24 protein-coding genes are annotated in these 26,059 nt (G+C 69.0%); 8 read left to right on the forward strand and 16 right to left on the reverse strand.

Going from position 1 to position 26,059, the window contains the following annotated elements:
* Positions 1 to 21 precede the first annotated feature (21 nt).
* The 5 genes from HWX00_RS04785 to HWX00_RS04805 form a co-directional block, all read right to left on the reverse strand.
* Complete coding sequence (locus tag HWX00_RS04785) at positions 22 to 696, reverse strand: DUF1266 domain-containing protein (protein WP_175029169.1); 675 nt, start codon at positions 694 to 696, stop codon at positions 22 to 24.
* 13 nt (positions 697 to 709) lie between these two features.
* On the reverse strand, positions 710 to 1,924 hold the full coding sequence (locus tag HWX00_RS04790) for a hypothetical protein (protein WP_175029168.1): 1,215 nt from the start codon (positions 1,922 to 1,924) through the stop codon (positions 710 to 712).
* Positions 1,921 to 4,236: a hypothetical protein gene (locus HWX00_RS04795; RefSeq protein ID WP_175029167.1), complete on the reverse strand. Its 2,316-nt coding sequence runs from the start codon at positions 4,234 to 4,236 to the stop codon at positions 1,921 to 1,923. The genes HWX00_RS04790 and HWX00_RS04795 overlap by 4 nt, the downstream gene beginning before the upstream one ends.
* A gap of 156 nt (positions 4,237 to 4,392) precedes the next feature.
* Positions 4,393 to 5,199 (reverse strand): topoisomerase IV, encoded by an 807-nt coding sequence (locus tag HWX00_RS04800; protein WP_175029166.1) that lies wholly within the window; start codon positions 5,197 to 5,199, stop codon positions 4,393 to 4,395.
* 43 nt (positions 5,200 to 5,242) lie between these two features.
* Positions 5,243 to 6,028 carry a hypothetical protein gene (locus HWX00_RS04805; RefSeq protein WP_226194075.1) on the reverse strand — a complete coding sequence of 262 codons (786 nt, stop codon included), beginning with the start codon at positions 6,026 to 6,028 and terminating at the stop codon, positions 5,243 to 5,245.
* Between the two features lie 105 nt (positions 6,029 to 6,133).
* On the opposite strand from HWX00_RS04805, the gene HWX00_RS04810 reads away from it, so the two are divergent.
* Positions 6,134 to 6,937, forward strand: a complete 804-nt coding sequence (locus HWX00_RS04810; RefSeq protein WP_124609361.1) for a helix-turn-helix transcriptional regulator — start codon at positions 6,134 to 6,136, stop codon at positions 6,935 to 6,937.
* Positions 6,938 to 7,121: 184 nt separating this feature from the next.
* Positions 7,122 to 7,943, forward strand: coding sequence for a carbon-nitrogen hydrolase family protein (locus tag HWX00_RS04815; protein ID WP_175029165.1), 822 nt, complete (start codon positions 7,122 to 7,124; stop codon positions 7,941 to 7,943).
* A gap of 37 nt (positions 7,944 to 7,980) precedes the next feature.
* Here the strand turns inward: HWX00_RS04815 and HWX00_RS04820 are convergent, their stop codons facing one another.
* Genes HWX00_RS04820 through HWX00_RS04830 form a run of 3 tightly spaced genes read right to left on the reverse strand, consistent with a single transcriptional unit; the run spans position 7,981 to position 10,988 of the window.
* A complete protein-coding gene (locus HWX00_RS04820) occupies positions 7,981 to 8,292 on the reverse strand; it encodes an AtuA-related protein (protein ID WP_034186770.1) in 312 nt (103 codons plus the stop codon).
* The gene (locus tag HWX00_RS04825) at positions 8,292 to 9,650 is read right to left on the reverse strand and encodes an acyclic terpene utilization AtuA family protein (RefSeq protein WP_175029164.1); all 1,359 of its coding nucleotides are present in this window, start codon (positions 9,648 to 9,650) and stop codon (positions 8,292 to 8,294) included. The genes HWX00_RS04820 and HWX00_RS04825 overlap by 1 nt, the downstream gene beginning before the upstream one ends.
* A 39-nt stretch (positions 9,651 to 9,689) precedes the next feature.
* Positions 9,690 to 10,988 carry a CitMHS family transporter gene (locus HWX00_RS04830; RefSeq protein WP_034186719.1) on the reverse strand — a complete coding sequence of 433 codons (1,299 nt, stop codon included), beginning with the start codon at positions 10,986 to 10,988 and terminating at the stop codon, positions 9,690 to 9,692.
* Between the two features lie 97 nt (positions 10,989 to 11,085).
* Here HWX00_RS04830 and HWX00_RS04835 point away from each other — a divergent pair, with 97 nt between their 5' ends.
* Positions 11,086 to 11,982, forward strand: a complete 897-nt coding sequence (locus tag HWX00_RS04835; RefSeq protein WP_175029163.1) for a LysR family transcriptional regulator — start codon at positions 11,086 to 11,088, stop codon at positions 11,980 to 11,982.
* Between the two features lie 39 nt (positions 11,983 to 12,021).
* On the opposite strand, the gene HWX00_RS04840 is transcribed toward HWX00_RS04835, so the two are convergent.
* Positions 12,022 to 12,606 carry a flavin reductase family protein gene (locus HWX00_RS04840; protein WP_034186717.1) on the reverse strand — a complete coding sequence of 195 codons (585 nt, stop codon included), beginning with the start codon at positions 12,604 to 12,606 and terminating at the stop codon, positions 12,022 to 12,024.
* Positions 12,607 to 12,736: 130 nt separating this feature from the next.
* Positions 12,737 to 13,162 carry a VOC family protein gene (locus HWX00_RS04845; protein WP_034186716.1) on the reverse strand — a complete coding sequence of 142 codons (426 nt, stop codon included), beginning with the start codon at positions 13,160 to 13,162 and terminating at the stop codon, positions 12,737 to 12,739.
* 112 nt (positions 13,163 to 13,274) lie between these two features.
* On the opposite strand from HWX00_RS04845, the gene HWX00_RS04850 reads away from it, so the two are divergent.
* The gene (locus HWX00_RS04850; protein ID WP_175029162.1) at positions 13,275 to 14,165 is read left to right on the forward strand and encodes a LysR family transcriptional regulator; all 891 of its coding nucleotides are present in this window, start codon (positions 13,275 to 13,277) and stop codon (positions 14,163 to 14,165) included.
* A gap of 15 nt (positions 14,166 to 14,180) precedes the next feature.
* Here the strand turns inward: HWX00_RS04850 and HWX00_RS04855 are convergent, their stop codons facing one another.
* The 4 genes from HWX00_RS04855 to HWX00_RS04870 are packed head-to-tail and all read right to left on the reverse strand — an operon-like array spanning position 14,181 to position 19,113.
* Positions 14,181 to 14,942, reverse strand: coding sequence for a hypothetical protein (locus HWX00_RS04855; RefSeq protein ID WP_175029172.1), 762 nt, complete (start codon positions 14,940 to 14,942; stop codon positions 14,181 to 14,183).
* Positions 14,943 to 14,997: 55 nt separating this feature from the next.
* A complete protein-coding gene (locus tag HWX00_RS04860) occupies positions 14,998 to 17,559 on the reverse strand; it encodes a TonB-dependent siderophore receptor (RefSeq protein ID WP_175868092.1) in 2,562 nt (853 codons plus the stop codon).
* Positions 17,560 to 17,613: 54 nt separating this feature from the next.
* Positions 17,614 to 18,600: a FecR domain-containing protein gene (locus HWX00_RS04865; RefSeq protein WP_175868093.1), complete on the reverse strand. Its 987-nt coding sequence runs from the start codon at positions 18,598 to 18,600 to the stop codon at positions 17,614 to 17,616.
* Between the two features lie 3 nt (positions 18,601 to 18,603).
* Positions 18,604 to 19,113, reverse strand: a complete 510-nt coding sequence (locus tag HWX00_RS04870; protein ID WP_175027659.1) for a sigma-70 family RNA polymerase sigma factor — start codon at positions 19,111 to 19,113, stop codon at positions 18,604 to 18,606.
* 485 nt (positions 19,114 to 19,598) lie between these two features.
* Here HWX00_RS04870 and HWX00_RS04875 point away from each other — a divergent pair, with 485 nt between their 5' ends.
* Both HWX00_RS04875 and HWX00_RS04880 read left to right on the forward strand, forming a co-directional pair.
* On the forward strand, positions 19,599 to 20,759 hold the full coding sequence (locus HWX00_RS04875) for a porin (protein WP_124669786.1): 1,161 nt from the start codon (positions 19,599 to 19,601) through the stop codon (positions 20,757 to 20,759).
* A 401-nt stretch (positions 20,760 to 21,160) separates the two neighbouring features.
* The gene (locus HWX00_RS04880; protein ID WP_175027658.1) at positions 21,161 to 22,354 is read left to right on the forward strand and encodes a lytic transglycosylase domain-containing protein; all 1,194 of its coding nucleotides are present in this window, start codon (positions 21,161 to 21,163) and stop codon (positions 22,352 to 22,354) included.
* 46 nt (positions 22,355 to 22,400) lie between these two features.
* Here the strand turns inward: HWX00_RS04880 and HWX00_RS04885 are convergent, their stop codons facing one another.
* Both HWX00_RS04885 and HWX00_RS04890 read right to left on the reverse strand, forming a co-directional pair.
* Positions 22,401 to 22,715, reverse strand: a complete 315-nt coding sequence (locus tag HWX00_RS04885) for a hypothetical protein (protein WP_175027657.1) — start codon at positions 22,713 to 22,715, stop codon at positions 22,401 to 22,403.
* A 233-nt stretch (positions 22,716 to 22,948) separates the two neighbouring features.
* Positions 22,949 to 23,695: a MipA/OmpV family protein gene (locus HWX00_RS04890; protein WP_034186708.1), complete on the reverse strand. Its 747-nt coding sequence runs from the start codon at positions 23,693 to 23,695 to the stop codon at positions 22,949 to 22,951.
* Positions 23,696 to 23,940: 245 nt separating this feature from the next.
* Here HWX00_RS04890 and HWX00_RS04895 point away from each other — a divergent pair, with 245 nt between their 5' ends.
* On the forward strand, positions 23,941 to 24,666 hold the full coding sequence (locus tag HWX00_RS04895) for a response regulator (RefSeq protein WP_034186707.1): 726 nt from the start codon (positions 23,941 to 23,943) through the stop codon (positions 24,664 to 24,666).
* Positions 24,667 to 26,046 carry an ATP-binding protein gene (locus HWX00_RS04900; protein ID WP_226194073.1) on the forward strand — a complete coding sequence of 460 codons (1,380 nt, stop codon included), beginning with the start codon at positions 24,667 to 24,669 and terminating at the stop codon, positions 26,044 to 26,046.
* The last annotated feature ends 13 nt before the right edge of the window (positions 26,047 to 26,059 follow it).

The following is a 26,059-nucleotide window of genomic DNA, read 5'->3' on the forward strand; positions in this document are numbered from 1 at the left end:
GCAAACCGGCCGGCGACGGCATCAACGCGGTCGGGCGACCGGCTCCGGATCGAACGTCGCGAGGCCCGGCCAGGCCGCCCGCCCCCACGCGCCGTCGGCCGGCGCGAGCCATCGCTGCACGGCCGCCTCGTCGACCGCGCGACCGAGCGGATCGGCACGAAACGCCGTGACCCACTGCTTGCGGCCCGCCACGTACGCGCGGCCGAAATCCTCCCAGCCGTCGAAGCAATCCTGCGCACGCTGTGCATTGAGCAGCAGCACGCGCCACGCGACGTCCGGCTCGGCCCAGCCCATCAGCATCGCGGCGCGCGCAAAGAAGGCCATCCGCGCGCAGGCGAACGCGAGCGCGGCGCGCGGTTCGTCGTCGGCGTGCAGCGCGTGGAGATCGGCCCGGAACCACTGCGTTTCCAGCACCCTCGCCAGATGCGCGCGCGCGTCGTCGTCCGTCGCGTCGGTACGCAATTCCATCTGGTGGAGCATCTGCGCGCGCAGGAACCGGCGCGTGTCGTCGCCCACGCGGCTCGCATCGGCATCGCTGAAACGGGAGAACTCCGTCGCCTCCACGTACGGAAGCGCAAGCAGCAGCGCCCAGTGCTTGCGCGCGGACAGCACCGACGCACGCGCGCGGCCGCGCCGGCGCAGGTAGCGGACGATGCGCCACAGGATGAACAGCGCGACGATCAGCTTCAGTGTCATGGTCGCGGCGCCTTCAACTGCCCGGCCGTTGAGCACCGCGCCCCTCGTACCCGGGCCACGACACGCCCTCGGTCGCGAACCCGGCCGCGGCATCGACCGACGGCGGCTGCGATTGCGGCGCCGTCGCGCGCACCGCATAACGCACCGAAGCCGCGCGCGGCGGCCGCCGCGACAACAGCTCGGGCTGCCGTGCCGCCACCAGCCACTCGACGGCAGGCGTCGGCGCGGCGAGCCGCGCGAACAGTTGCGGATGACGGGCGACGAGTCGCGCTTGCGCCGCGGCCTCGGTCACGTCCTCGATCCGGCACCAGCCGGACGCCGTGCGCACGACGCCGATCGCAATGCAGTCGTCCGGCGTGCGATCGGTCGTGCCGAGCGCATTCAGGCACGTCAGCAGGTCGCCGACGTAGCGCTCGATCGGCGGCCGGTTCTGCTTGCCCTTCACCTGATCGACGTCCAGGCCGCCGTCCGCGCGTATCGCGACGCTGATCGTGATGTGCGGCTGGCCGTTCGGGTCGCGAAAGCTCAGGAGCCGCAGCGTGCGTGCCTCGATCGCCTGCGCGTAGCGTTCGCCGTAGCCGCCCGTCAATGCGCGCCGATCCGCGAACTGGCCGAGGCAGTGACGCATCACGTAACTCTCGAACGCCATTTCCTCGCGCAGCAGCCCGCTGTCGGGCAACAATTCGACGAAACGTCCGTTGGGCGTGTCGCACCACGTGCGCAGCGCCTCGGGCCGGCTCTCGCGCCAGCCGCGTGCGACGCGCGCGACCATCCGCGCATGCTCGTGCTCCCACAACGCGAGCGCCTGCGGACAGTTGATCCGGTCGAGCTTGCCCTCGAGCCCGGTGCCCTTGCGCGACTCGAGAAACTCGACGAGCGTCGCTTCCAGCGCGAGCAGCGCCGGATCCGCCGGATCGACCCATACGACGGGGGCGGGCGCATCGGCGCGCGATGCGCCCGCCATCTTCGCGGCGGGACCGAAACGGCGGGCCACCCACTCGGGTGGCGCGACGCGCCCCAGCGCGTGCCGCGCATCGTCGAGCGATGCGATCGTACGCACCGGTTCGAAATTCGCGACGACATGCCGGTAGAAATGGTTAAGCAGCCACGCGCGCACGGCGTGCGCGTCGCCGCGCGCGGTGCTGCGCGCCGCGATCGCGGCTTTCAATGCGTCCGCGTTCAGCGCATTGCGCGGCGCATAACCGGCTCGCCGAAGCGCGGCCGTCATTGCCAGAACTTCCACCAGCGCTTGTTCGACCCGGCGGGCACGGGGTCCGCGTCCGCTGCCGGCGCCAGCCCGCTCGCCTCGCGGATCCGCTGCTCGATCAGCTCGACGTTCAGGTCGAGCGGTTTGGCCGCGTGCGGGTTGGCAGCCAGCACGTGTTCGTAGAAGCGCTTGACGTCGGCATCGCGACGCAGCTGATACGCCGCGTTGCCGGCGTCGAGCTGGACGCTCAGGTCGCTCGACGCGATCGCCTGCGCGCGTGCGGCGTCGTACAACGCGGCCGCCTGGTCCGGATGCGACGCCGTCATGTAGGTCGCGAAGATGAAGCGCGCGCTCAACGCCTCGGCGGGCAGGTTCCCGTCGACCTGGTCGTTATCGCGCTGCCAGCCGACGAGACGTTCGAGCCAGATCGGCATTTCGTTGGATCGCTCGACGCGCGACAGCGCACGCACGACGTCGCGCAGGTACCCGTTCGGCCCGTGCCGGCTGTATCCGTTTTCGGCGGCGTAGTGCCACAGCTGCTCGGCCGCTTCGAGCATCTCGTCGTCCTTGCCCTGACACGTGAGCACGTAGCGTATGCCGTCGTAATGCTCGGCGAACGGGCTCGCCGCGATGCCGTTGCGATGCAGCTGCAGCGAGTCGTCGTACCGTTCGACCCCGCGATAAAGAATCGCGAGGTTGTTGCACAGCATCGAATACAGATGCGCGCACGCATCGTACGGGTGCCCGTTGCCCGTCTCGAAGAAGCGCTCCATGCACGCCCGCCCCTGCTCGTACACCGCGGTCTGCAGGCGTGCCAGATCGGCGCGCACGTCATCGCGCTGCGCCGCCGGCAGCGCTTCGAGCGCGTCGTCGACCTCGTCCTCGATCGACACCGCGAACGCATAGCTCCACAGGCCGCTCGGCAGCGATGGCGGCGGCAGCTTCAGCGCGGCCGCGACGCCGAGCGCGCGGATCCGCGCGCCGAACAGCACGAATGCCGTGCGATTGTCGTGCAGGTCGCCTTCCTGCGCGGCGGCGAGCAGTCGCGCCGCCTGCGTCGTCGCGTCGATCCGGCCGTTTTCGCCGTCGTAGGCCGCCGCGAGCCGCGCGATCCACGGATGGCCTGGCGCGCGCTGCGCGGCAAGCTCGCGCGCGGCGTCGGCGATCGCATGACGCCGCGCGTCGCCATCGAGCGAGCCGAGCGCGGCGAAGAGCGCCGCATGCACCGGCGAGCCCGATGCCAGCGGGTCGCGCCACTGCTGGCCCAGTTCGATCAGCCGCTCGAGCGTCGGCCCGAAGCCGGCCGCGCGCATCACGCACAGCGGCCACCAGACCGACGTGTCGGACGGGTCGGCCAGCCGCGCGTGAACGATGTGCCCGACCGTGTCGAGCATGCTGCCTTCGATCTGGTACACATGGAAGAATGCACGGCGGCCGGCTTCGTCGAATCGACCGGCTTCGATCAGCCACGGCAGTTCATATTCGACGAAATCGTCGCCGCCGTCCGACTCGAGGCTGTGTCTCGCGAATGCACACTGCGCGAGCGCCCCGTCGAGATCGCCCTGCGCGCGCGCCGCACGCGCGGCGAGCCGTGCGACCCTGACCTCCACCTCCCGACGCGGCGGCAACGCCCAGTCCGCCACGCGCGCTTCGACGGCTTGCCGGATCGTATCGAGCTGCAGCGGCGCGATCTCGATGATCGCGTGGCCGATGCGCAGCCAGTCGTACGCGTCGATGTCCTGATCGGCGGCGGCCGAGCCGAGCGCCGCCACGGCGGCTTCGGCGGCCGCGCGCGCGTCGGCGGCACGGTCGAGACGCTGCAGCGCCCACGCGCGCCGGCATTGCCGGTCGGCTTCGTCCCACGCGCGGAACCGGGCCCGCCCGGCAATCGCGCCGTTCAGTGCATGCCGCAGTTCGATCGCATCGAGCGAATGCGCCGCGCCGTCGCGCTCCAGCGTATCCAGTATGCGCAATCGCACATAACGCTCGGCGTCGAGCGTCGGCGACGTGCGCACCACCTCGTGCATCTCGCCGATCGCCTGCGCGACCGAATCGTGCTCGCGCAGGTGATGACCGACCTGCAATCGGTACAGCGCGAGCTGCATGCGGATATCGGGCCGCGCGTCGGGCGGGGCGGCCTCGTGGACGAGCGCGCCGTCGACGTCGATCACCGCGCGTGCGGCGGCCGGATCGCCCGCGTGCATCCACAGCGTGTGCAGACGTGCGACCGCGTCGAGCGTATCGGCACGCAACGGCTGCGCGCGCAACCTCGCCGCGAGATCGGTTTCACGGCTCGAATCGCTCTCCTCGAGATCGGCCTCGAGCCGATTCATCAGGGTGTCGAGTTGTTGGCCCGTGACGGGCATCGTTGTTGTCGTCGTTGTTGTATCGGCGCTGGGAGTCATCGACTTCTCCATCTCGGAATCGCGATAGCTTATCAGGACCGACGCGCGAATCAAGCCGACGACAACTGCCGGCACGCGCCCCGCTCAGTACCCCTCCCGCAGCGCCTTCGGCACCACGTAGCGCCCGCGCGCCGCGTCGAACCTCACCGTGTAGCGCGCACGGACGTCCTTGCCGCCGCGCTCGCCCGTCTCCGTGACCGTCAGCGGATAGACGTCGCCCGCGCCGGTCGTATCCGGCACGATCGCGAACGTGCGGCGCTCGCAATGCGACTTCGCATGATCGCAATCGAGCGACCCGCCGTTGTCCATCGCTTCGTTGATGCGCGGCGCGGCTTCGACGATCGCGTTGCCGAGCGGCAGCCAGATCGACCGGCTCGCCTGCGTATAGCCCTGCAGCGTGACGCCGTCGCCGATCACGAAACCGAACAGGTGCGGGCCGAGCCGCTCGATGCGGACGGTGCCGGGCTCGCCGCGCTTGCCCGACGCGATATCCGTCTTCTTCACGACGGGCTCGAGCGTGCCGCCGTCCTGGCTCGGCTTCAGCACGTACAGGTCGATCGTGCCCGGCGTGCCGTCCGAATCCATGCCCGGCACCCCGTTCTGGACGGCCGCCTCGGTCTCGCCGCACATCGCGAGCAGCGTGCGCGGGCCGTCGGCCGTCGCGACGCGCAGCGCGCCGCACGACGAATAGATGAAGTCGCCCGCATCCGGCTGCCAGCCCTTGCGATCGGCGCGCCACGTGCCGTACGTGTCGCGGATGAATTTTTGCAGCTGACGCGCGGGAGGGACCGGCTCGGCCGCGTGAACGGGCGCCGCCGCGGCGAGTACGAACAGCACGGCGAGCGTGGCCGCGAATGGCTTCACGCGTGTTTTCGGGTTCTGGACGTTCATGGAGATGGGCGATTCGGAGGACAAGGTCGATACGGACGGGCCATCAGGGTTGCCGCGGCGCGATGCCGGTGCCGTCCGGTCTCAATCGCGCGCTCGGCACCCAGCCGTCGGCCATGCCATGCGTGCGCGGATTCAGATACGTGACCGCCGTGAACCGGCCGTATTCGGTCCGCGCGTCGACGTGATCGTGCTCGACGATGAACAGGCCGTCGATCCGGCACGCGTCGTCCGGCGCGACAAAGAACGGCAGCCGCCCCTTGCCCGTCACGACGCGCCCGGCGTCGCTGCCCGGCACGCGGTCGCCCCGCGCCTGCGCGAGGCGGTTCAGCGCGTCGCAATCGACGGCGCCGTGCGGGGCCGCATCGGTACGCGCGGAGGCGGCCGGTGGCGCGACGCACGTCGATACGTAGCGCGACAGCGCGTGCCGGTCGATCTTCAGCACGTCCGGCTGATCGGGATCGCGTGTCACGTCGAGCGCACGCAGCGCATGCGTGTCGAGCGTGACCCAGCCGATCGTCGCGTCGCGGTTCGGCGTGCCCGGACGGTCGGGGGTGACGAACAACCGGACGCCCAGCACGCCGTCCGGCTGACCGGTCAGCGCCGCGGGCTCGGCGTGGATCGCCTGCCGGTCGAATGCGGTCTGCCGCAGTGCCGGCACGATCAGTTGCGTAAGCTGTGCGTCGCACGACGCGGACGATGCCGCGTGAGCCGCATGCGCGACGACCGCCCCGACACTCGCCAGCGCGACGTGCACGGCGAGCGCCGCGAACCGGCGGCCGCGCCCGGCCTCGCCATTCGTGCCGGCCGGCGTTACGATCTCGTTCTTCATTCCATGATCCGTTCGATGCGTGCGGGAAACGCTCGCGAGCCCGTAGCGTACACGCACGGCGCGGCACCGCCAGCGCGCATCGGCCGGCCCGACACGGACATACGCATGAACCTGAGCTTGCAGGACGTCGCCTGGCACCGCTCGGTCGGGCGGCTCATCGAGACGCTCGACCAGCCGGGTTTCTGGCTCGCGCTGATCCGGCTGATCGAGGAATACGTCGCGGTCGACAGCTGGGTCGCGCTGATGTTCGGCGACGGCCGCCCGCAGGTGTTCGCCGAATGCGCGTACGAAGGCGACGGCCCCGATCCGCTGTTCCGCGACTACGTGCAGGGGCTGTACCTGCTGGACCCGTTCTACATCGCGAACCGCGACGCGCCGACGAGCGGGCTGTTCCGGCTGTCCGACGTCGCGCCGGAGTGCTTTCGCGCTACCGAGTACTACACGCGTTATTTCACGCACAACGTCGTCGAGGACGAAGTGCAGTTCAACGTCGTGCTCGACGATGCGCGCACGCTGTGCCTGTCGCTCGGCAGCAAGCGGCGCTTCAGTCCCGCGCAGGTGGCCTTGCTCGACCTCGTCCGGCCATGGGTCGCCGCGCTGATGCGCCAGCGCCTCGCGTACGAGCACACGCATGCCGAACCGGCTCCGTCGCGCCGGACCCACGCCCGCGCGGGTGCCGGGAGCGGATTCGAGCACGCGATGGCGCGACTCGGCACGCCGCTCACCGCGCGCGAGCTCGACGTGATCCGGCTGATCCTGAGCGGCCGCTCGAACAAGGAAGTCGCGAACAAGCTGGACATCTCGGCGGAAACGGTCAAGGTGCACCGGCGCAACATCTACGCCAAGCTCGCGATCAATTCGCAGTCTGAACTGTTTTCGCTGTTCCTGAAGGCCCAGACCGATACGTGACGACCGGTGGGCGGCGCGATGTCGCCGCCGTGTCGCGCCACCTTGACGGGACCTGTTCGCCGTCGCTTCCGGCACGTCAGCCGCGAAATCAATACCCCCGACGGGTTAACGCGTCGGCGGGATGGGCAACCGCGTGGTTCGGCGCATACTAGAACTTCGTTCCAAACGCCCCCCGAACCCGCCCATGAAACTGAAGCTCGACATCGTCCAGCTCGCCGGCCGCGACGGCGACACGCACTACAACCTGCAGCGCACGCTCGAAGCGATCGCGACCTGCGCGCCCGGCACCGACATCGTGATGTTTCCCGAAGCGCAACTCACCGGCTTTCTCGATCCGTCGAATCTCGCGGCAGTCGCCGAGCCGCTCGACGGGCCGAGCGTCGGCGCGGTGATCGCGGCCGCGCGTGCACGCGACGTCGCGGTCGTGGTCGGGTTGATCGAGAACGACGGCGGCCGCTTCTACAACACGACCGTGTTCGTCACGCCGGACGGGATCGCGCTGCGCTATCGCAAGACGCATCTGTGGGTAAGCGAGCGTGGCGTCGTGCTGCCCGGCGACCGCTATGCGACGGTCGAATGGCGCGGCGTGCGGATCGGCCTGCTGATCTGCTACGACAGCGAATTCCCCGAATCCGGCCGCGCGCTCGCCGCGCTCGGTGCGCAGCTGATCCTCGTGACCGACGGCAACATGGAACCGTACCGCAACGTCCACCGCACATCGGTGTCGGCGCGCGCGATGGAGAACCAGGTGTTCGCGGCGGTCGCGAACCGCGTGGGCGGCAGCGCGCACGACATCGTGTTCGCCGGCGGCAGCCTCGCGGTCGATCCGTTCGGCAACGTGATCTTCGAAGCCGGCAACACCGAATCGCGTCATGCGATCGTGCTCGATTCCGACCAGCTCGCCGCCTCGCGCGCGGTCTACGACTATCGCAACGATCAGCGCCTGCACATCGCCGGCGAGCGCATCGCGCACCCGGACGGACGTCGCGAACTGCTGATTCCGTGACGGGCCGCCACTCGCCCCCCGGCGGCGACGCCGCACGTCATGCCGGGTCGGGCACCTCGATCGCCAGCAGCGCCGAACTGACCGACTTGCCGTGCGCGTCGAGCGCGAGCGAACGCGTCACGCCGCCGCCGAGCGCATCGCGCAGCACGAAATTGAACGCCCCGAGCGACGGCAACTCGTAGCGCACGACGTCGCCGCGCACGATGCCCGCGAGCCACGCCTTCACCGCTTGCGCATCCAGATGCGCGCGCAGATGGTCGTAATGACGCGGATCGCGGCAGATGACCGATACGTTCAGCGTATTGCCCTTGTCGCCGGTGCGCGCATGCGCGAGTTCACGCAGTTGCATCATGCCTCCACGAATGAAAACGACGGCGTCACGGCCGCACGCGGCAGCAGCACCGACTGCACGGCGACCACCTCGCGCGTCGACTTGAACGCACCGCCGCCGCCGGCCGGCCCGTTCGTATAAAGCGTCTCGACCTCGTTGCCGATCCGCGCGGCTTCGGCGGCGCTCGCCGCGCGGCCGGCCACCCGCACGCGCACCTCGGCCGGCTCGCCATGAGCGGCCGGCGTGGCGTCGCTATACAGCGCATCGACGCCGATCAGGTCGAAGCGCAACTCGGTGGCCGCGACGCCGGTCAGCGCCAGCCGCTCGCGGACGATGTCGAGCGCGAGGCGTGCGCGCTCACGTGCGCCCGGGCCGCCGTACGAGATCTGGCCTTCGCCGATGTACCCGTCGACATAAGCGACCGACACCTTCAGCGTATCGGGCCGCGCGGCGCCGCGCCCGCCCGTCACGCGCACGCGGTCGATCGCCTCCTCGGCAACGGCGACCCGCGTGAAATCGGCGACGACATCGGGCTGCAGATAGCGCGCCGGATCGTGAATCTCGTAAAGCAGCTGTTCCTTGCAGGTCGCCGCGCTCACGCGGCCGCCCGCATGCGGCACCTTCGTGATCGTGACCGAGCCGTCGGCCGCGACTTCGCCGATCGGGAAGCCGAGCCGCGCGAGGTTCGGCACGTCCTTGTAGCCGGGATCCGCGAAATAGCCGCCCGTCACCTGCCCCGCGCATTCGAGCAGATGGCCGACGACGGTCGCCTGCCCGAGCGTGTCCCAGTCGTCCATTCGCCAGCCGAACGCGTGGATCAGCGGCGCGGCGAACAGCGACGGATCGGCGACGCGCCCGGTCAGCACGACGTCCGCGCCGGCCGCGAGCGCGTCGACGATCGGCGCGGCGCCGAGATACGCATTCGCGGACACGATGCGGTCGCGATACGCGGCGACTTCGTCGCCCGATTCCTCGAAGCGGAACGCCCCGCGCAGCACGACATCGCGCACGTCGTCGCCTTCGACCGCCGCGACCTTCAGCCCCGCGATGCCGAGCGACCGCGCGATCCGCGCGGTGCGCCGCGCCGCCGCGCGCGGGTTCGCGGCGCCCATGTTCGACACGATGCGCACGTGTTTCGCCGCGGCGACCGGCAGCACCGCATGCATCCGCGCGTCGAGCAGCGGATCGTAGCCGAGCGCCGGATCCTGGCGTCGTGCCTGCTGCGCGATCGCGATCGTACGCTCGGCCAGGCATTCGAAGACGAGATAGTCGAGTTGCCCGTGTTCGGCGAGTTCGACCGCGGGCTCGATCCGGTCGCCCGAGTAGCCGGCGCCCGCGCCGATGCGCACGCGCCGTTCAGGTTGCTTTGCTGTCATGTCGGTACCGTGTCCCGGCGGGGGCGCCGCCGGCGAAAATCAAAAGATGCCCAGCACGACGCATGCGATCGTCATCACGATCGAGGCGCCGAACAGCAGCGGAAACGTGAACTTCTGGTGCTCGGCCAGCTCGATGCCGCACAGGCCGACGACGAGGAACGTCGCGGGCGTCAGCGGACTGACCGGGAACCCCGTCGTCATCTGGCCGAGCAGCGCGGCCTGTCCGACCTGGACGGCCGGCACGCCCAACTGGCCGGCCACTTCCGCGATCACCGGCAGCACGCCGAAGTAGAACGAATCGGGGTCGAACAGCATGCTGAGCGGCATCGATGCGAGGCCGAGCACGACCGGAATGTGGCCGGCCATCGACGGCGGCACGAACCCGACCGCCGCCTGCGCCATCGCCTTCAGCATCCCGCTGCCCTGCATGATCCCGGTGAACACGCCGGCCGCGAGCAGGATGCCGGCCATCATCAGCGCGGCGCGCGCATGCGCATCGATGCGCTTGCGCTGCATGTCGACGTCCGGGTAATTCACCATCAGCGCGATGCACAGCCCGACCATGAACATGATCGCGGGCGGGATCTTCTCGCCCATCACGACCATCGTGCCGAGCACGACGAGCGTCAGCACGAGGTTGAACCAGAACAGGTGCGGCCGGCGCAACGCCTGCTCGTCGGGCGTCAGCTCGCGCTTCGGCAGCGGGATCGACGGGTCGTCGCGCGACAGGCCGAGCCGCTTCTCCTCGCGCCGCCCGAGCCAGTACGCGACGCCGAACACGAACACGAGCCCGATCGCCTGCACCGGGATCAGCGGATTGAACAGCGCCGACACCGGCAGGTGCAGCGACGCCGACGCGCGGATCATCGGTCCCGTCCACGGCAGGAAGTTGATGCCCGCGGCCATCGACACGGCGGCGGCCAGGACGCGCCGGTCCATCTTCAGCCGGTCGTACAGCGGCAGCACGGCCGGAATCGTCACGAGGAAGCAGACGGCGCCCGAGCCGTCGAGGTGGATCAGCAGCGCGAGCAGCGTCGTGCCCATCACGATGCGGGTCGGCCGCGTGCCGACCGCGCGCAGGATCCGGTCGATGATCGGGTCGAGCGTGCCGGCGTCGGTGATCGTCCCGAAATAGAGGATCGCGAACACGAACATCCCGACGACGGGCGCGAGGCCCTTCAGCCCGTCGACGACGAACTTGCTGGTGTGCAGCCCGAAGCCGCCGATCAGCGACGCGGCGATCGGCACGAGGATCAGCGCGACGAGCGGCGACATCCGCTTCGACAGAATCGCGGCCAGCAGCACGACGATCGTGCCAAGCCCGAGTAACGGCAGCATCCGTGTCTCCTACCTTGTCTTTTGTTGGAGACGAGCGTAAGGTCGGCGCAGCGATAGCACAATTGAAATGATTTGATCGCAGCAATCACGAACCGTTATGGATCTGAATCTCCGCGACATTCGCGCGTTCGTCACCGTCGCGCACGCCGGCAACTTCACGCGCGCGGCCGCGCGGCTGCACCTGTCGCAGCCGGCGCTGACCGTGCAGATCCGCCGGCTCGAGGAGATCGTCGGCGCGCGCCTGTTCGACCGCAACAGCCGCAGCGTCGCGCTGACGCAGACCGGACGCGAGCTGCTGCCGCTGCTGCAGCGCTCGCTCGACGACATGGAGCGCGTGCTGCGCGATGCGCGCGCGCTCGGCGAAGGCACGAGCGGCACGGTACGGCTCGCCTGCCTGCCGACTTTTGCGTCCAGCATGCTGCCGGAGCTGATCCAGGCGTTCCGGCGCGACGTGCCGCGGGCGGGCTTCGAGATCCGTGACGGCGTCGCGAGCCTCGTCACCGCGCTCGTGCGCAACGAGGAAGCCGATCTCGGCTTGACGGGCGGCGACACGTTCGACGCGTCGCTGGAGGTGCTGTACGCGGGCGCCGACCGCCTCGTCGCCGTGTGCCCGAAGGATCATCCGCTCGCGCGCAAGCGGCGCGTCGCCACCGCCGACGTCGCGGATGTGCCGCTGGTGCTGACCGCGCAAGGGACGAGCGTGCGCAGCGTCGTCGATGCCGCGCTGGAGGCGGCCGGCTGCACGCCCGACATCGCGTGCGAGCCGACCTACATGATGACGGCCGTCGCGATGGTGCGCGGCGGCCTCGGCGTGACGATCCTGCCCGCGACCGCGCGCGAGGTGCGCGCCGAACCCGAGCTGGTCGCGAAACCGATCGACGACCCGGCATTCGTGCGGCCGATCGCGCTCGTCACGAAGCGCGGGCGCACGCTGCCGCGCGTCGCGCAGGCGTTCGCCGAAGCGATGCTGGCGGAATTGAAAAGGCGCGCGTGAATCGCGCGCTCCGGTCGGCCCTGGTCGGTCGGCTGGCGCTTACTGCGCGTCCGGATCGACGTGCAGCGATTCGCCGATCGCATAGAAATTACCGCCCGCGATGTAGTGCAGGCTGCGCAGCGCGGGATCGGCCGATTCGAAATACCAGTGACCGTCGCGGAACACGCGCGTGTCGGACCACGCACCGACGACTTCGCCGATGAACAGGTCGTAGGTCTGCTGGTTGTGCGGCTCGGGAATCAGCTTGCACGCGAGCCAGCCCGAACAGCCGGCGACGAACGGCAGGTCATGCCCGTCGACATCGAACAGCTCGACGCCCGCTTCGCGCAGCTTGGCCGGCCGCTCCGCGAGACTGTGGCTGCCGACCGCATGCGTGAGCCGCAGTTGCGCGGCCGTCGGCACCTGGATCACGAACGTGCCGCTGCGCTCGACGAGCTCGCGCGTCTTCGCGGACTTGTCGAGCACGACCGTCAGCTTCGGCGGCAGGAAGTCCAGCGCGCATGCCCACGCGGCGGCCATCACGTTGTCGACACCGTCGTGGCGGGCCGACACGAGCACGGTCGGGCCGTGGTTGAGGAGACGGTAGGCGTTCTTCAGCGCCACCGGAGCGATGTGACTGTCCATACGGGTTCCCTGGAGAACGGCGCGCACGGACGGATGCCGTGCGGCGCGGCATCGGCCTGCGCACCTGCGCGCGCGTGCCGGAGGCCGCATTCTCGCACCCAAATTCAATCGGCGCTGACGGCGCCGCCGGTCACTTCGCGAACAGCTGGCCGATATCGCGGAACGCCTTGAATTCGAGCGCATTGCCGCACGGATCGAGCAGGAACATCGTCGCCTGTTCGCCGACCTGCCCCTGGAACCGCACGTACGGCTCGATCACGAAGGTCACGCCGAACGCGCGCAAGCGCTCGGCCAGCGCCTCCCAGCTCGGCCAGTCGAGCACGATCCCGAAATGCGGCACCGGCACGTCGTGACCGTCGACCGGATTCGTATGCGCGCCGTCCTGCGACGCGGTCTTCGGATGCTCGTGAATCACGAGCTGGTGCCCGTAAAAGTCGAAATCGACCCACTGCGCGCTCGAACGCCCTTCCGCCAGCCCGAACACGCGGCCATAGAAATCGCGTGCGGCCGACAGGTCGTAGACCGGAATCGCCAGGTGAAACGGGGAAAGACTCATGGTTGCCTCGTGGGGAAACGCTCGCGTGGCGCGAGGACGGCACCATGGTAGACAAGGTCGAGCAAAAATTAAATCAATATATACTTTCGCGATTCACAAACGGAATTGATGAATGATCCGCGAGCTGAAAACCCTCGTCGCCGTCGCCCGGGAAGGCACGTTCGCCGCCGCCGGCAACCGCATCGGGCTCACGCAGGCAGCCGTCAGTGCGCAGATGCAGCGGCTCGAGGCCGAGCTCGGCTTCGCGCTGTTCGACCGGCAAGGCCGGTCGGCGCGGCTCAACGAGATGGGCCATCACGTGCTCGACCAGGCGCAGGCGCTGCTCGGCCTGTACGACAACCTGAGCTCGACGGCGCCCGGCTCGCCGGCCGCCGTGCGCGTGACGATCGGCGCGATCGCATCGGTGCAGAGCGCGCTGCTGCCGGCCGCGCTGGCCGATTTCCATCACCGGCATCCCGCATGCCGGACACGCGTGATCCCGGGGCTGTCGATCGAGCTGGTGAACCGGGTCGATGCGGGCGAGATCGACATGGCCGCCATCATCCGCCCGCCGTTTTCGCTGCAGAGCGACCTGCACTGGACGACCCTCGCGCAGGAACCGTTCCGGCTGATCGTGCCGCGCGGCGTGAAGGGCAAGGACTGGGCCGGCCTGCTCGCGAGCGAGCCGTTCGTGCGCTACGACCGCGCGTCGTTCGGCGGCCGTCAGGTCGATCGCTTCCTGCGCAAGATGCACATCGCGGTGCGTGACACCTGCGAACTCGACGAGCTCGATGCGATCGTCAAGCTGGTCGAAAACGGTGTCGGCATCGCGATCGTGCCGCAGACGGCCGTGTATCGCCGCTGGCCGGCCGGCGTGCGCGCGATCGACCTCGGGCCGCACACGTTCCACCGCGACATCGGGCTCGTGCACCGCGCCCGGCGCACGATGTCGGAACCGGCGCAGCAGCTGGCGCAACTGATCGAAGCCGCGTCGCGGATCAGTACGCCGCCGCGGCCTGCCTGACCGGCGCGTGGCGGCTCAACGCCGCCCGGCCGCCCAGTCGACGGCCGCGTCGAACAGCGCGACGCCGGCCGGCGACAGGTTCGCGAACGTATCGTTGTCGAGGAAGAACATCACGCGGCGCGCCGGCGCGAGCGCTTCGTAGTCCATCGTCGCGCCCTTCTCGTACGCGAAGATCGCGGCCTTGTCGGGCTGCCCGTACACGGTCGCGATCGTGATCGCGCCGAGCCCCGGCTTGCCCCAGCTCATCGGCGCCTGCTTGCCGTACACGTTGGTCGCGCCGGCCGGCAAGCCGGCCGCAATCGGATGCGGTGCGTTGACGAGCCACAGGTAGCGCTCCTTGCCCGTTTCGCCGAAGTCGGCGTCGTGCCGCTTGCCCGTCATCGCGAGATCGTCGAGCAGGTCGTTTTCCCAGGTCACGAGCGGCTTGTCGAGCGTGCGCCAGCCGGGCTGCACGTTCTTCGACGACACCGTCGACGAGATCACGACGAGGTCCGCGTCGCGCGCCGCATCGGGCGTGGCCGACTCGTCGATCAGGCGCACCGCATAGCCGCGTTCGCCAAGATGCCGGCCGATGCGTTCGTCGGCCTTCAGGTTCGGGCCGCGCAGCTGCACGAGCATCGCGACGCGCGTGACGGCCGCCGGTGCGTCGGCCGCGGCCGCGGGAGCCGATACGCCCGCGCCCAGCGCGAGCACCGCGCCCGCGATCGCGCGCAACGCGCGGCGCCGCGCGCCGGCGGCAACGGCACGCAGGGCGCCGGTCTTCGTCTTCAGGTTCATCGGAATGTTCTCCATGGCCGCGCGCCGGCGCACCGGCCGCGCGGCGATTGCATGATCAGAACTGCAGCGTGGTCAGCAGCGACACCTGTCGCGCGTCGCCGATCGCGACGAAGTAGCGGTTCGCGCTCGACGGGTAGTACGTGCGGTTGAACAGGTTCTTCACGTTCAGCTGGAACGACAGCTTCTGCTTGCCGATCCGCGTGTCGTAGGTCGCGAACGCGTCGGCGAGCACGTACGACGGCAGCGTGAAGCTGTTCGCCGAATCGCCGGGACGGGCGCCGACATAGCGCGCGGCCGCGCCGACGCGCAGGTCGTCGCCGCCGATCATCGTGCCGAAGTCGTAGACGGCCGCGAGCGAAGCGGTGTGGCGCGCGACGTTCCACAGCTGGTTGCCCGCATACAGCGGATCCTCGGTCGTCTTCGCGTCGATGTACGCATAACTCGCGATCACGTTCACGCGTTCGCCGATCCTGCCCGACACGTCGAGCTCGACACCGCGCGAGCGCGCCTTGCCCGACGTGCGCCAGTCGGTCAGCTTCGTCGCGTCGTTGTACTGCGACACGAGCACGTTCTTCTTGTCGATGTTGAACAGCGCAAGCGTGCCCGTCATCCCGCCCGGCAGGTCGAGCTTGCCGCCTACTTCCCATGCGGTCGCCTCCTCGGGCGGCGTCGAGCCGTCGATCATGTAGCCCGACGCCATCGGCGCGATCGACGACGACGGCTTCAGCGACTGCGAGTAGCTGCCGTACAGCGAGAACGTGTCGGTCCATTTGTAGACGACGCCCGCGCGCGGCAGCCACTTCGAGCCGCTCAGGTCGGTGTTCGCCTTGAACGGCCGGCCGCGCCCCGCGACCTGGTTGTACGTGATGTAGCGCAGGCCGCCCGACACGATCCATTTGTCGGTGAGGTGAACGGTATCCTGGAAGAACGCGGACGCATCGTGCAGCGTGTCGGTCTGGTCGCTGTCGCTCGCGGACACCGTGCTCGACGGCGGCAGCAGCCCGTACACCGGATCGATGTAGCTGAACGGCGTCTTCACGGCCTGGCGCAGCATGTCCTTGCGATAGATGCGGCGGTATTCGGTATCAAAGCCGACCTGCACGTCGTGACGCATCCCCGCGAGCGTCAGCTTGCCGTTCACGTAGCCGACTCCGTAGCTGTCGGTGCTGAGCGAGCCGTGCGTCGCATCGTTGCTGCGCGTCATCGTGCCCTTCACCGGGTCGACGCCGGTCGTGCGCAGCTGGTTCGCGTCGTAGGTCTCGCGGTTGTAGCTGTAGCCGAAATGCGCGCTCCAGTCCGCGTTGAACTGGTGATCGACGGTCAGCTGGGCGAGATGCGATTCGCCGTCCATGTTGTTGAACGGCTCGTCGATGCGCCGCCGCGCGGGAATGTCGAGCGGCGCATTGGTGCGCGGATCGAGCGCGGTGCCGCGATCGAACGGCGTATGAAACTTGCGGTACTGGTAGGAGAGCGCGACCTGCGTGTCGCGGCCGTACCACGCGAGCGACGGCGCGACGAAGGTCTGCCGGTTCTCGCCGAAGTTGCGCCAGTACTGCTCGTTCGACTGGTCGACGATCAGCCGGTACGCGAGCCGCGAATCGCCGATCGGCCCGGTCGAATCGAACGTCGCGCCGCCGCCGTTCTTGCCGTGTCCGAACGTCGATGCACCGAGCGAAATCGCGTTGTAGCGCGCGAGCTGCGGCTGCTTGGTGACGACGTTGATCATCCCGCCCGGATCCATCAGCCCGTACAGCAGCGACGTCGGGCCCTTCAGCACCTCGACGCTGTCGACCGCCGCGTTGAACGCGCGACCCTGCACGAGCGGCATGCCGTTCTGCATGATCGAGCCGTCGCGGTTGCCGCCGAAGCCGCGCTTCATGATCGTGTCCTGCGTGCCTGCAAGCGTGTTGCCCTGCGTGATGCCGCTCACGTTGCCGAGCGCGTCGTCGAGATTGCGCGGACGCTGGTCGCGCAACACCTGCGCGGGCACGATGTTGACGGCCTGCGCGGTGTCGAGCAGTGGAATGTCCGAGCGCAGCACGCCCGCTTCCTTCGGCGCGCGATAACTTTCGGCGCGCAACGCACTCGTGCGCACGTTGATCGCCGGCAGCTCGGCGGCCGGTGCGACGCCGGCCGCCACGGTCCCGGCCGCCGAACCGTCCGCGCGCATCAGCGTGTAGCCGCCGCCCGGCTGGCGCAGCGCGACGAGCCCCGTGCCGGCCAGCAGGCGATCGAACGCGCCGTCGATGTCGAACCGGCCATGCACGCCGCCGCTCGTCAGGCCGGCCGTCAACTCGGCCGGAAACGCGAGCAGGATGCCCGCGTCGCGCCCGAACCGGTTCAGCGCGGCCTCGAGCGGGCCGGCCGGAACGTCGAACGCGCGGCGCGGCGCACGCTGTGCCGCGGGCGCCGCGTCGGCGTCGGTGTCGGCCAGCGCGGGCAGCGGCAGCAGCGCCGACAGCAGGACCGCACCGGCGAGTCGGCGCGCAAGACGGCCCGGCGCGACCGCGCGCGGCAGATGACGGGCGGGCGCCGGACGGCGCCGATACGTGAGACGGATGGAAACCATGAGCGGAGAGTCGGTGGACGATGGGCCAATGCAGCTTTCAATACCCATGTCACGCGAACCGCGAAAAACAGCTCAAGCCGGCGGAAATTTTTGTCGATGCGCTCACGAACCGGCCGGCACGACCGTCGCCCAGTAGCGGGTCAGGTAGTGGACGTCGATCGGCAGCGTCGCCTTCAGCGTGTCGAGTACGCGCGCGGGATCGTCGAGCGGATAGGTGCCCGATACGCGCAGGTCGGCCACGGCCGCATCGCAGCGCAGGCTGCCGCGCCGATAGCGGTCGAGCTCGGCGACGAGATCGGCCAGCCGCATGCGCGACGCGACCAGCATGCCGACCGTCCACGCGGACGCATGCGGATCGAGCGGCGCCGGCGCGCCGATCGCATCGCGCGTGAAATCCGCCCCCTCTCCCGCCGCGATCACGCGCATGCCGGCCGTCGCGCCGGCCGGCTGCACGCGCACCGCGCCGGCGAACACCTCGAGGCGGGTCGCACCGTCGCGCTGCCGTACCGCGAAGCGCGTGCCGAGCGGCTGCAACTCGCCTTGCGCGGTCGCGACGACGAGCGGCCGCGCGGGCTCGCGATCGTCATGGCCGCTCGTCACCATGACCGTGCCGCGCAACAGGCGCAGGTGGCGCGTCGTGTCGTCGAAATGCACGTCGAGCGCCGTGTCGGTATCGAGCACGACGACCGTGCGATCCGCGAGTGTCACCGTGCGCCGCTCGCCGACCGCCGTGCGCAGGTCGGCCGGCCAGATCGCCGCGCGCCGCGCGGGCTCGGCCATCCAGGCGGCGCCGCCCGCGAACAGCAGCACGGCCAGCGTCTTCACGGCCGCGCGGCGGCGGCCCGCACGCGGCGGCAGCAGCGCCGCATGCGCGGCCTGCGCGTCGAGCCCGGCCGCGAGGCGGCCGAAACGACCCTGCATCGTCTCGATATGACGCCATGCCGCTTCATGCGCCGGATCCTCGGCGCGCCAGCGCGCGAGCGCGGCGTCAAACGCCTCGTCGGCGCGGCCGGACTGCCGGTCGGCCCACCATTCGACCGCGCGGCGTGCGACGTGCGGCGGCACCGCCGGTGCGCGTGGCACGGCCATCGGTCAGGCCGCCATCGCGAAGAAGCACTGCGTGCCGGCCTTCACGAGATGGCGCTTCACCGTCGCGAGCGACACGCCGAGTTCGCGCGCGATCTCGGCCTGGGTAAGGCCGTCGAGTTGCGCGAGCAGAAACGCACGCTTCGCCGCGAGCGGCAGGCCGTCGAGCAGCTGGTCGATTTCGAGCAGCGTCTCGAGCACGACGGCCCGCTCCTCCGGCGACGGCGCATGCGCTTCGGGGCGCTGCGCCAGCACGTCGAGATACGCGCGCTCGATCTGCTCGCGCCGCCAGTGATTGCTCAGCACGCGCTGCGCGACCGTCGTCAGGAACGCGCGCGGCTCGTCGACGCCGATCGGCTCGTCGCGTGCGAGCAGGCGCATGAACGTGTCGTGCGCCAGATCGGCCGCGCGATGCGCGCAACCGAGCTTCCGGCTCAGCCAGCCGCGCAGCCACGCATGGTGGCCGGCATAAAGGGCGTCGATTTCTCGATGGAGAGACAGCTTGTCAGCGGACATGGCCGGGTTCCGGGGTGCGCGGGCGTCAACGATTCTGTAAATGAGAATGATTATTATATACAAAAGCAAGCTTGCGGCCGCGGTTTCGATGCGCACGGCGGCGATCGGGTCGCGCCAGGTAGCGAAGCCGCGCTGCCGTCGCCGGCCGCGGGCGACCTGTCTTTAACACACGCATTGCGGTCCGGCCCATTCAATTCATTCAATAATTATTTGACGGATCAATAACAATATTCGAATCGCCGCGATTCCCCGTTCGATTGCCCGGCATTGTCGCGGGAGATGCAAAACGCAATGGCGAAATCTCGAAACGCCAACGCATTGATACGAGATTCTCAATAATCCAAATCCCTCAACGGTGCATTTCGAAGAACACCCCTGTCTGCGTCAGACCACAACGGAGAATTTCGTTTTTGCCGTTCCATTGCGGCTCGGTAGTCTCCTGCCATTCCGGATCACGAACACAAGCCCATGCGCAAGGAGATGAAATGAAACGCACGACCCTCTCGCTGATTTCCGTCGCGTCGTTCGCGGCGATACCCGTCGCACATGCGCAATCGAGCGTCACGCTGTACGGCGTGATCGACACGTCGATCACCTACGTGAACCACGCGCAGGGCAAGGACAACGCGTGGATGCTCGGCAACAGCAGCGCGGGCAACCTGGCCGGCAGCCGCTTCGGCGTGAAAGGCACCGAGGATCTCGGCGGCGGGCTGAAGGCGCTGTTCCAGCTCGAGAACGGCTTCGACCCGAGCAACGGGCGCCAGGGCCAGGGCGGCCGCATGTTCGGCCGGCAGGCATTCGTCGGCCTGACGAGCGACCGCTACGGCACGCTCACGTTCGGCCGCCAGTACGACCCGCTCGTCGATCTCGTGCAGGGCATCACCGCCGACAACTATCTCGGCAGCGTGTTCGCGACGCCGGGCGACGTCGACAACTACGACAACAGCTTCCGTGTCGACAACGCGGTGAAGTACACGTCCGCCGTCTATGCGGGCCTGCAGTTCGCGGCGATGTACTCGTTCGGCGGCATCGCGGGCAGCACCGGCGCCGCGCAGTCGTATTCGGCCGCCGTGTCGTACAACAACGGACCGTTCAGCGTCGCGGGCGGCTACTTCCACGCGACCAACAGCCCCGCGTCGAACGGCCTGCGCAGCGGCTGGACCAGCTCGTCGGACGGCACCTTCGACGGCCCGATCAACAGCGGCTATGCGAGCGCCCACTCGCTCGGCATCGCGCGCATCGCGGGCCAGTACGTCGCCGGCCCCTTCACGTTCGGCCTCGGCTACAGCAACGCGCAATACCGCCGCGACGCCAGCTCGGTGTTCGGCTCGAACGAGCACTACAACACCGGACAAGGCTTCGTGAACTACCAGGCGACGAACGCGCTGCTCGTCGGCGTCGGCTACAGCTACACGCGCTCGGGCGGCGACACGTCGGCCACCTATCACCAGGTATCGGCCGGCGCCGACTACAACCTGTCGAAGCGCACCGACGTCTACCTGACCGCCGCCTACCAGCATGCGAGCGGCCAGACCGGCGACGGCCAGGGCGGCTCGATGGCCGCGCAGGCGTCGATCGGTTCGTACGGCTATGCGGGCACCAGCTCGCAGACGATGGTCAACCTCGGCCTGCGTCACCGCTTCTGATGGGAAGCGACCGGTCGCACGCGATGCGGCCGGTCGAAGCCGCGGGACGTGAACGGCGGCTTCGGCCGCCGTTGTTTTTCCGCTTTTGTTCGAATTCGAGCCGGACAGGGATGGCCCGGTGAAATCCTTTCACGCAATTCGATACGGCGCACACGAGACGGCTGACGTCGTGCGTCAGGTTTCGATCGCCGCCGTCGCACCGGCATTCACCGAAAATCCGGCCATTTTTACCGGTCGGATGTCGTCGCGCCGCGTGATCCGACGCGATAAAAATGCGTGGCGAACGCGTGCGCAAATGCAAAGGAAAGTTTGACGCGAGCCATTTGCCCGCCCGCTATGGCACACTTCGCGTCTCACGACATTTCCTTGCACCGGGCGCCCGGATTGCGCCCCAACCTGCCATGCCGCGTCATACCACCCGTCCGATCAGCCGCGAAACGCTGAAAATCGCCTCGACGATCGCGCTGTCGTGCGCGGTGCAGGGTGTCGCGCAGGCCGATTGCCTCGACGACGCGGCCGCGTTCCAGCACGTGAGCGTCAGCCTGATGCGCGGCATCGCGCAGGTCGAATCGGGAATGAATCCGAACGCCGTCAACACCAATACGAACGGCACGGTCGACATCGGGCTGATGCAGATCAACAGCACGTGGCTGCCGACGCTCGCGCGCGAGGGCATCACGCGGGAAAGCCTGTTCGATGCGTGCACGAACGCGTATGTCGGCGCGTGGATCCTGTCGCAGAACATCCGCCAGCTCGGCCCCAACTGGAACGCGATCGGCGCGTACAACTCCGCGTCGCCCGACAAGCGCCTCGCGTATGCGCGCAAGGTCTATGATGCAATCCGAACCATGCCGGATTCGCCGGATACTCCCATGCCTATCCTGCCCCCCTCCTTCACGCCGCCGCAACAGGCACAGGCGTACAACCCGTTCGCGAGCCTGAGCGTGTCGGCGCCGCCGGTCACGCGCCCGCGCACGGTCTCGCCGGCTCCACCGCCTCCGTCGCCGCAGGGCGGCCCCGCCGGCCCGGCCGGCACGTACAACTTCGGCTGGACGGTCACGGGCGCGGACCAGGCCAAGCCGACCCAGGTATTCGACGACGGCGCGCGGATCTACGTGCAGTTCAGCGACATGAAGCACGTGCCGGCGATCTTCACCGAGACGTCGAGCGGGCGCGTGCTGATGTCGTGGGAGCTGCAGTTTCCGTATGCCGTCCTGACCCGTCCCGCGCAAACGTTAATCTTCCAGCTCGGGCCGTTCGAGGCGCGTGCGCAGCGTGGGGCAGCCGGGAGCGCGGCCATGACCGCGCAGGCCGGTACGGCGGGCGCGGCCGCCGCTTCGAAGAAGTCCGCCGGTACCGCAACGAATCCGGCAGCGGGAGCGGCGTCGAAACGCACGGCTTCGGCCGATGCGCTGTGGTATCTGGATACGCCATCGACGTCGGGATCGACGGCCGCCTCGCCATCGACGGCGAACCTTCCCGCCACGCTGCCGACGGCCATCACGTCGAACACGCCGCCGCCCGCGCCGGCCCAGGCACCGGCCGCCCAGCCTTCGCGCGTCAGTACGGATGCGCTGTGGTACATCTCGAAGTGACGCGCCCCCGATCGCACGGGTAGCGCGTCACGCCGGCACCGTCACATCACCCGCGCCGGACCCAGATCACTTTCCCGTCGCGAATGCCGAGATTGCGGCGCTCCTGCCGGTAATCCATCGTGCCCGGCAGCGACTTGCCGTCGCGCTCGAGCACGCGCCACAGGCAGCCGTCCAGTTGCGCCGCCGCATCGGCCTCGGTCTTGCCGACCAGCGCGTCGTCCTGCCCCGCGTCCGCCTTGCATGCCTGCGGCGCACCGGCCGGCGCGCCGCTTGCGCTCGAGACCTTCGTGTTCATGTCCGCACATCCCGCAAACGTTGCGCCCGCAACCAGCGCCGTCATCATCGCGATCGTCTTCTTCATCGGTTTCTCCCTTTCGCGCCCGGCGAAACATGGGCGGCGTTCGTCGCCGGCCGGGCGTTGCATGCTTGACCGGTCCCGCGCCCAACCGGCCGCGCCGATGCAGCGCGCCGGTATCGCGGCTTCGGCGGCTTCGGCCCGGTGCCGAAGCCGCCTGCATGTTACCGCACGCTGACCGGCGCGAAGGCGCGCGCATCCGGGATGCGCGCCCGGTCGCGCATGTCGAGCCGGCCCGATCAGAACGTGTAGGTCACGCCCGCCATCCCGTAGTAGTTGCTGCGCGACTGGACGATCGGGCTGTCGCCGTAGCGGCCGAGCAGCCGCGTCACGCCGCCGGTCGCGAGCACCGACCAGTGCCGCGACAGCGTCCAGTTCCACGCGAGCGCCATCGACGCGCTGTCGATCCCGCCGCTCGTCGAATACGGCCGGAACCGGCTCGTCATCGACTGGGCATCGGTCACGCCGTAGAACGTCTGCATGTAACGTCCCGAGCCCGCGTGCACGGTGCCCGTCACGATGATCTCGTGCTGCGACGTCTTGAGCACCGGCACCGCGAGATCCACGTGCCCCGACACGCCGCGCGACGTGTGCGTCACCGGTGTATCGATCGCGACGCTCAGTTCGGCCGCGTCGAAGAGCGTCACGCCCGCGCGCACGCCGACGAGCACCGAGCCCGGAATCCGGCCCATGCCCTTCAGGTAGTCGGAGCCCGGCAGGTCGAAGCGGTTCTCGTCCGCGCGGCCCGCGTCGTAGCTCACGGCCGCCGACACGAACACGCCGTGCGGCAGGTTCAGCTTGTAGCCCGCGCCCTCGGTGCTGTCGATGAAGAAGCCGTTGCCGAACGTCGCGGAGAACGACGGTGCGACGACGCCGCGATACTGGTTGCTGCCCGCGTAGCGTGGCGCGAAGCCGCCGCCGAGCGACAGCGAATACTGGTTTTCCGCGTGGGCGGCGGCGGCGAGGGTCAGGCCGGCGAGCGGCATGCAATAACGATAGCGGCGGAGTAGGGGGCGCACAATATTGAGATAAGAGTGACGGAGCCCGAAGTCTAGGTGCGGCCTTGCGCCGCGACTGTCCTGAATGTGCGGAGAATCTGTGCTCAATTGTGTTCGATTGTTCGAGATTGTCGCCCCGCTCCCCCGCCCTCCCGTACGCCGGATAGAATTCGCGTGCCGCGCCGCCCATCAGCCTGCCGGGTGCGAGATGGCGCGCGCATCCCGAGGAGACCATGAACGAAGACCCGCTCAAATACCGTGTGCTGCTGATCGAGGACGACGACCGTCTCGCGCAGCTCGTCCGCGAATACCTCGACGGCTACGAATTCGCGGTGACGGTCGTGCGGCGCGGCGACCTTGCCGTCGCGGCCGTGCGCGAGCACCAGCCGGCCCTCGTGATCCTCGACCTGATGCTGCCGAACCTCGACGGGATGGAAGTCTGCCGGCGCATCCGCGCGTTCACCAACGTCCCCGTGCTGATCCTGACCGCGCGCGCCGACGTCTACGACCAGGTTGCGGGCCTCGAGACCGGCGCCGACGACTACGTGACGAAGCCGATCGAGCCGCGCGTGCTCGTCGCGCGCGCCCGTGCGCTGCTGCGCCGCGCGCAAACGGCCGCGGCCGAAGCGCCCGTCGCCGCGCCGGAGGCGCTCGTGTTCGGCGAACTGACGATCTCGCCGCCGAACCGCACCGTCACGTGGCGCGGCGAGCCGGTCGACCTGAAGACGGCCGAATTCAACCTGCTGCTGATCCTCGCGCGCGCGGCCGGCACCGTGCTGAGCCGCGACGACATCCTGAAGCAGTTGCGCGGGATCGAATTCGACGGGCTCGACCGCTCGGTCGACTCGGGTATCTCGAAGCTGCGCCGCCGCTTCGAGGATGCGTCGTCGGAGCCGCACAAGATCAAGACGATCTGGGGTCGCGGTTATCTGTTCAGCCCTTCCGCGTGGGACGAATAAATGCTGCGCCCGTTGATCAGGCTGTACCTCATCGTGATCGTGTGCGTCGCCGCGTCGATCATGTTCATCCAGCTGGCGTTCGACCGGATCTTCTACGAGCGCGTCGCGCAGGCGCAGCGCGATTCGCTGACGACCTATTCGTTCGTGCTGAACGACTACCTCGAGCGCCATCCGGGCGCGCAGCGCGAGCTTGCACTGCGCGAACTCGCGCTGCACGGCAACGAAGGGTTCGGCTTCATGTCGATGGCCGACGCGCGCGCGCAACTGAGCGGCGCACCGCTGCGCGATCTCGATGCCGGCAGGATCGCGATCAGCTACAACGGCAAGGATTACTACATGCCGCTCGCGGATGGCTCGGTGCTGCATGCGCGCCCGATCGAGCCGCCGGATCTCGACATCCGGATCTATGCGTACCTGCTGCTCGCGCTCGCGGCGCTGTTTGCGGTCGTGCTGTGGATTCACTATCACTGGCGCGACATTCGGCGGCTGCAGGATGCCGCGCGCGCGTTCGGCGCCGGCAAGCTGTCGACGCGCGTGAAGCTGGCGGGCAAGAAGTCGAACATCTACGAGCTGTCGCGGCAGTTCAACGACATGGCCGAGCGCATCGAGGCGTCGATCAAGCAGCAGCGCGAAATGATGCATGGCATCTCGCATGAACTGAAGACGCCGCTCGCGCGGCTCGAATTCGGGCTCGCCCTGCTCGCCGAACCCGACGAGACCGGACGGATGCGCGAGCGCCGCGATGCGCTGCGGCGCGACGTGCGCGAACTCGACGAGCTCGTCACCGAGCTGCTGACGATCGGCCGCCTCGAACAGGGGGCGAGCGAACTCGCGCCGATGGAGATCGTCGTCGACGCGCTGATCGACAGCGTCGCCGGCAACGTCGCGAACGACGTCGCCGATCGCGGGATCACGCTCGACGTATCGGCGTTCGGTGCGCCCGCGACTCACGTGTGCGATCCGAAGCTCGTCGCCCGCGCGCTGCTGAACCTGATCCGCAACGGCGCGCGTTATGCGTCGCGCAAGGTCCTGCTGGCCGCTGCCGGCAACGCGAGCGGCGCGCTCGTGCTCAGCGTCGACGACGACGGCCCCGGCATTCCGGTCGCCGAACGCGCGCGCGTGTTCGAACCGTTCCAGCGGCTCGACTCCAGCCGCGACCGGCAGACCGGCGGTTTCGGGCTCGGGCTCGCGATCGTGCGGCGCGTCGCGCAGGTGCACGGCGGCGACGTGCGGCTCGAGGATTCGCCGCTCGGCGGCGCACGCTTCGTGATCACGCTGCCCGCGCTGACACTGCCGGACAGACTTTTCGACATGACGGGCACCGATACACGCGCCGACACGCCCGGCGACGTCAAGCGCACGGCCACGCCGTCGCGATGACAGGCACGGCGGG

Source organism: Burkholderia seminalis DSM 23518, assembly GCF_902832885.1.
GTDB classification, from domain to species: domain Bacteria; phylum Pseudomonadota; class Gammaproteobacteria; order Burkholderiales; family Burkholderiaceae; genus Burkholderia; species Burkholderia seminalis.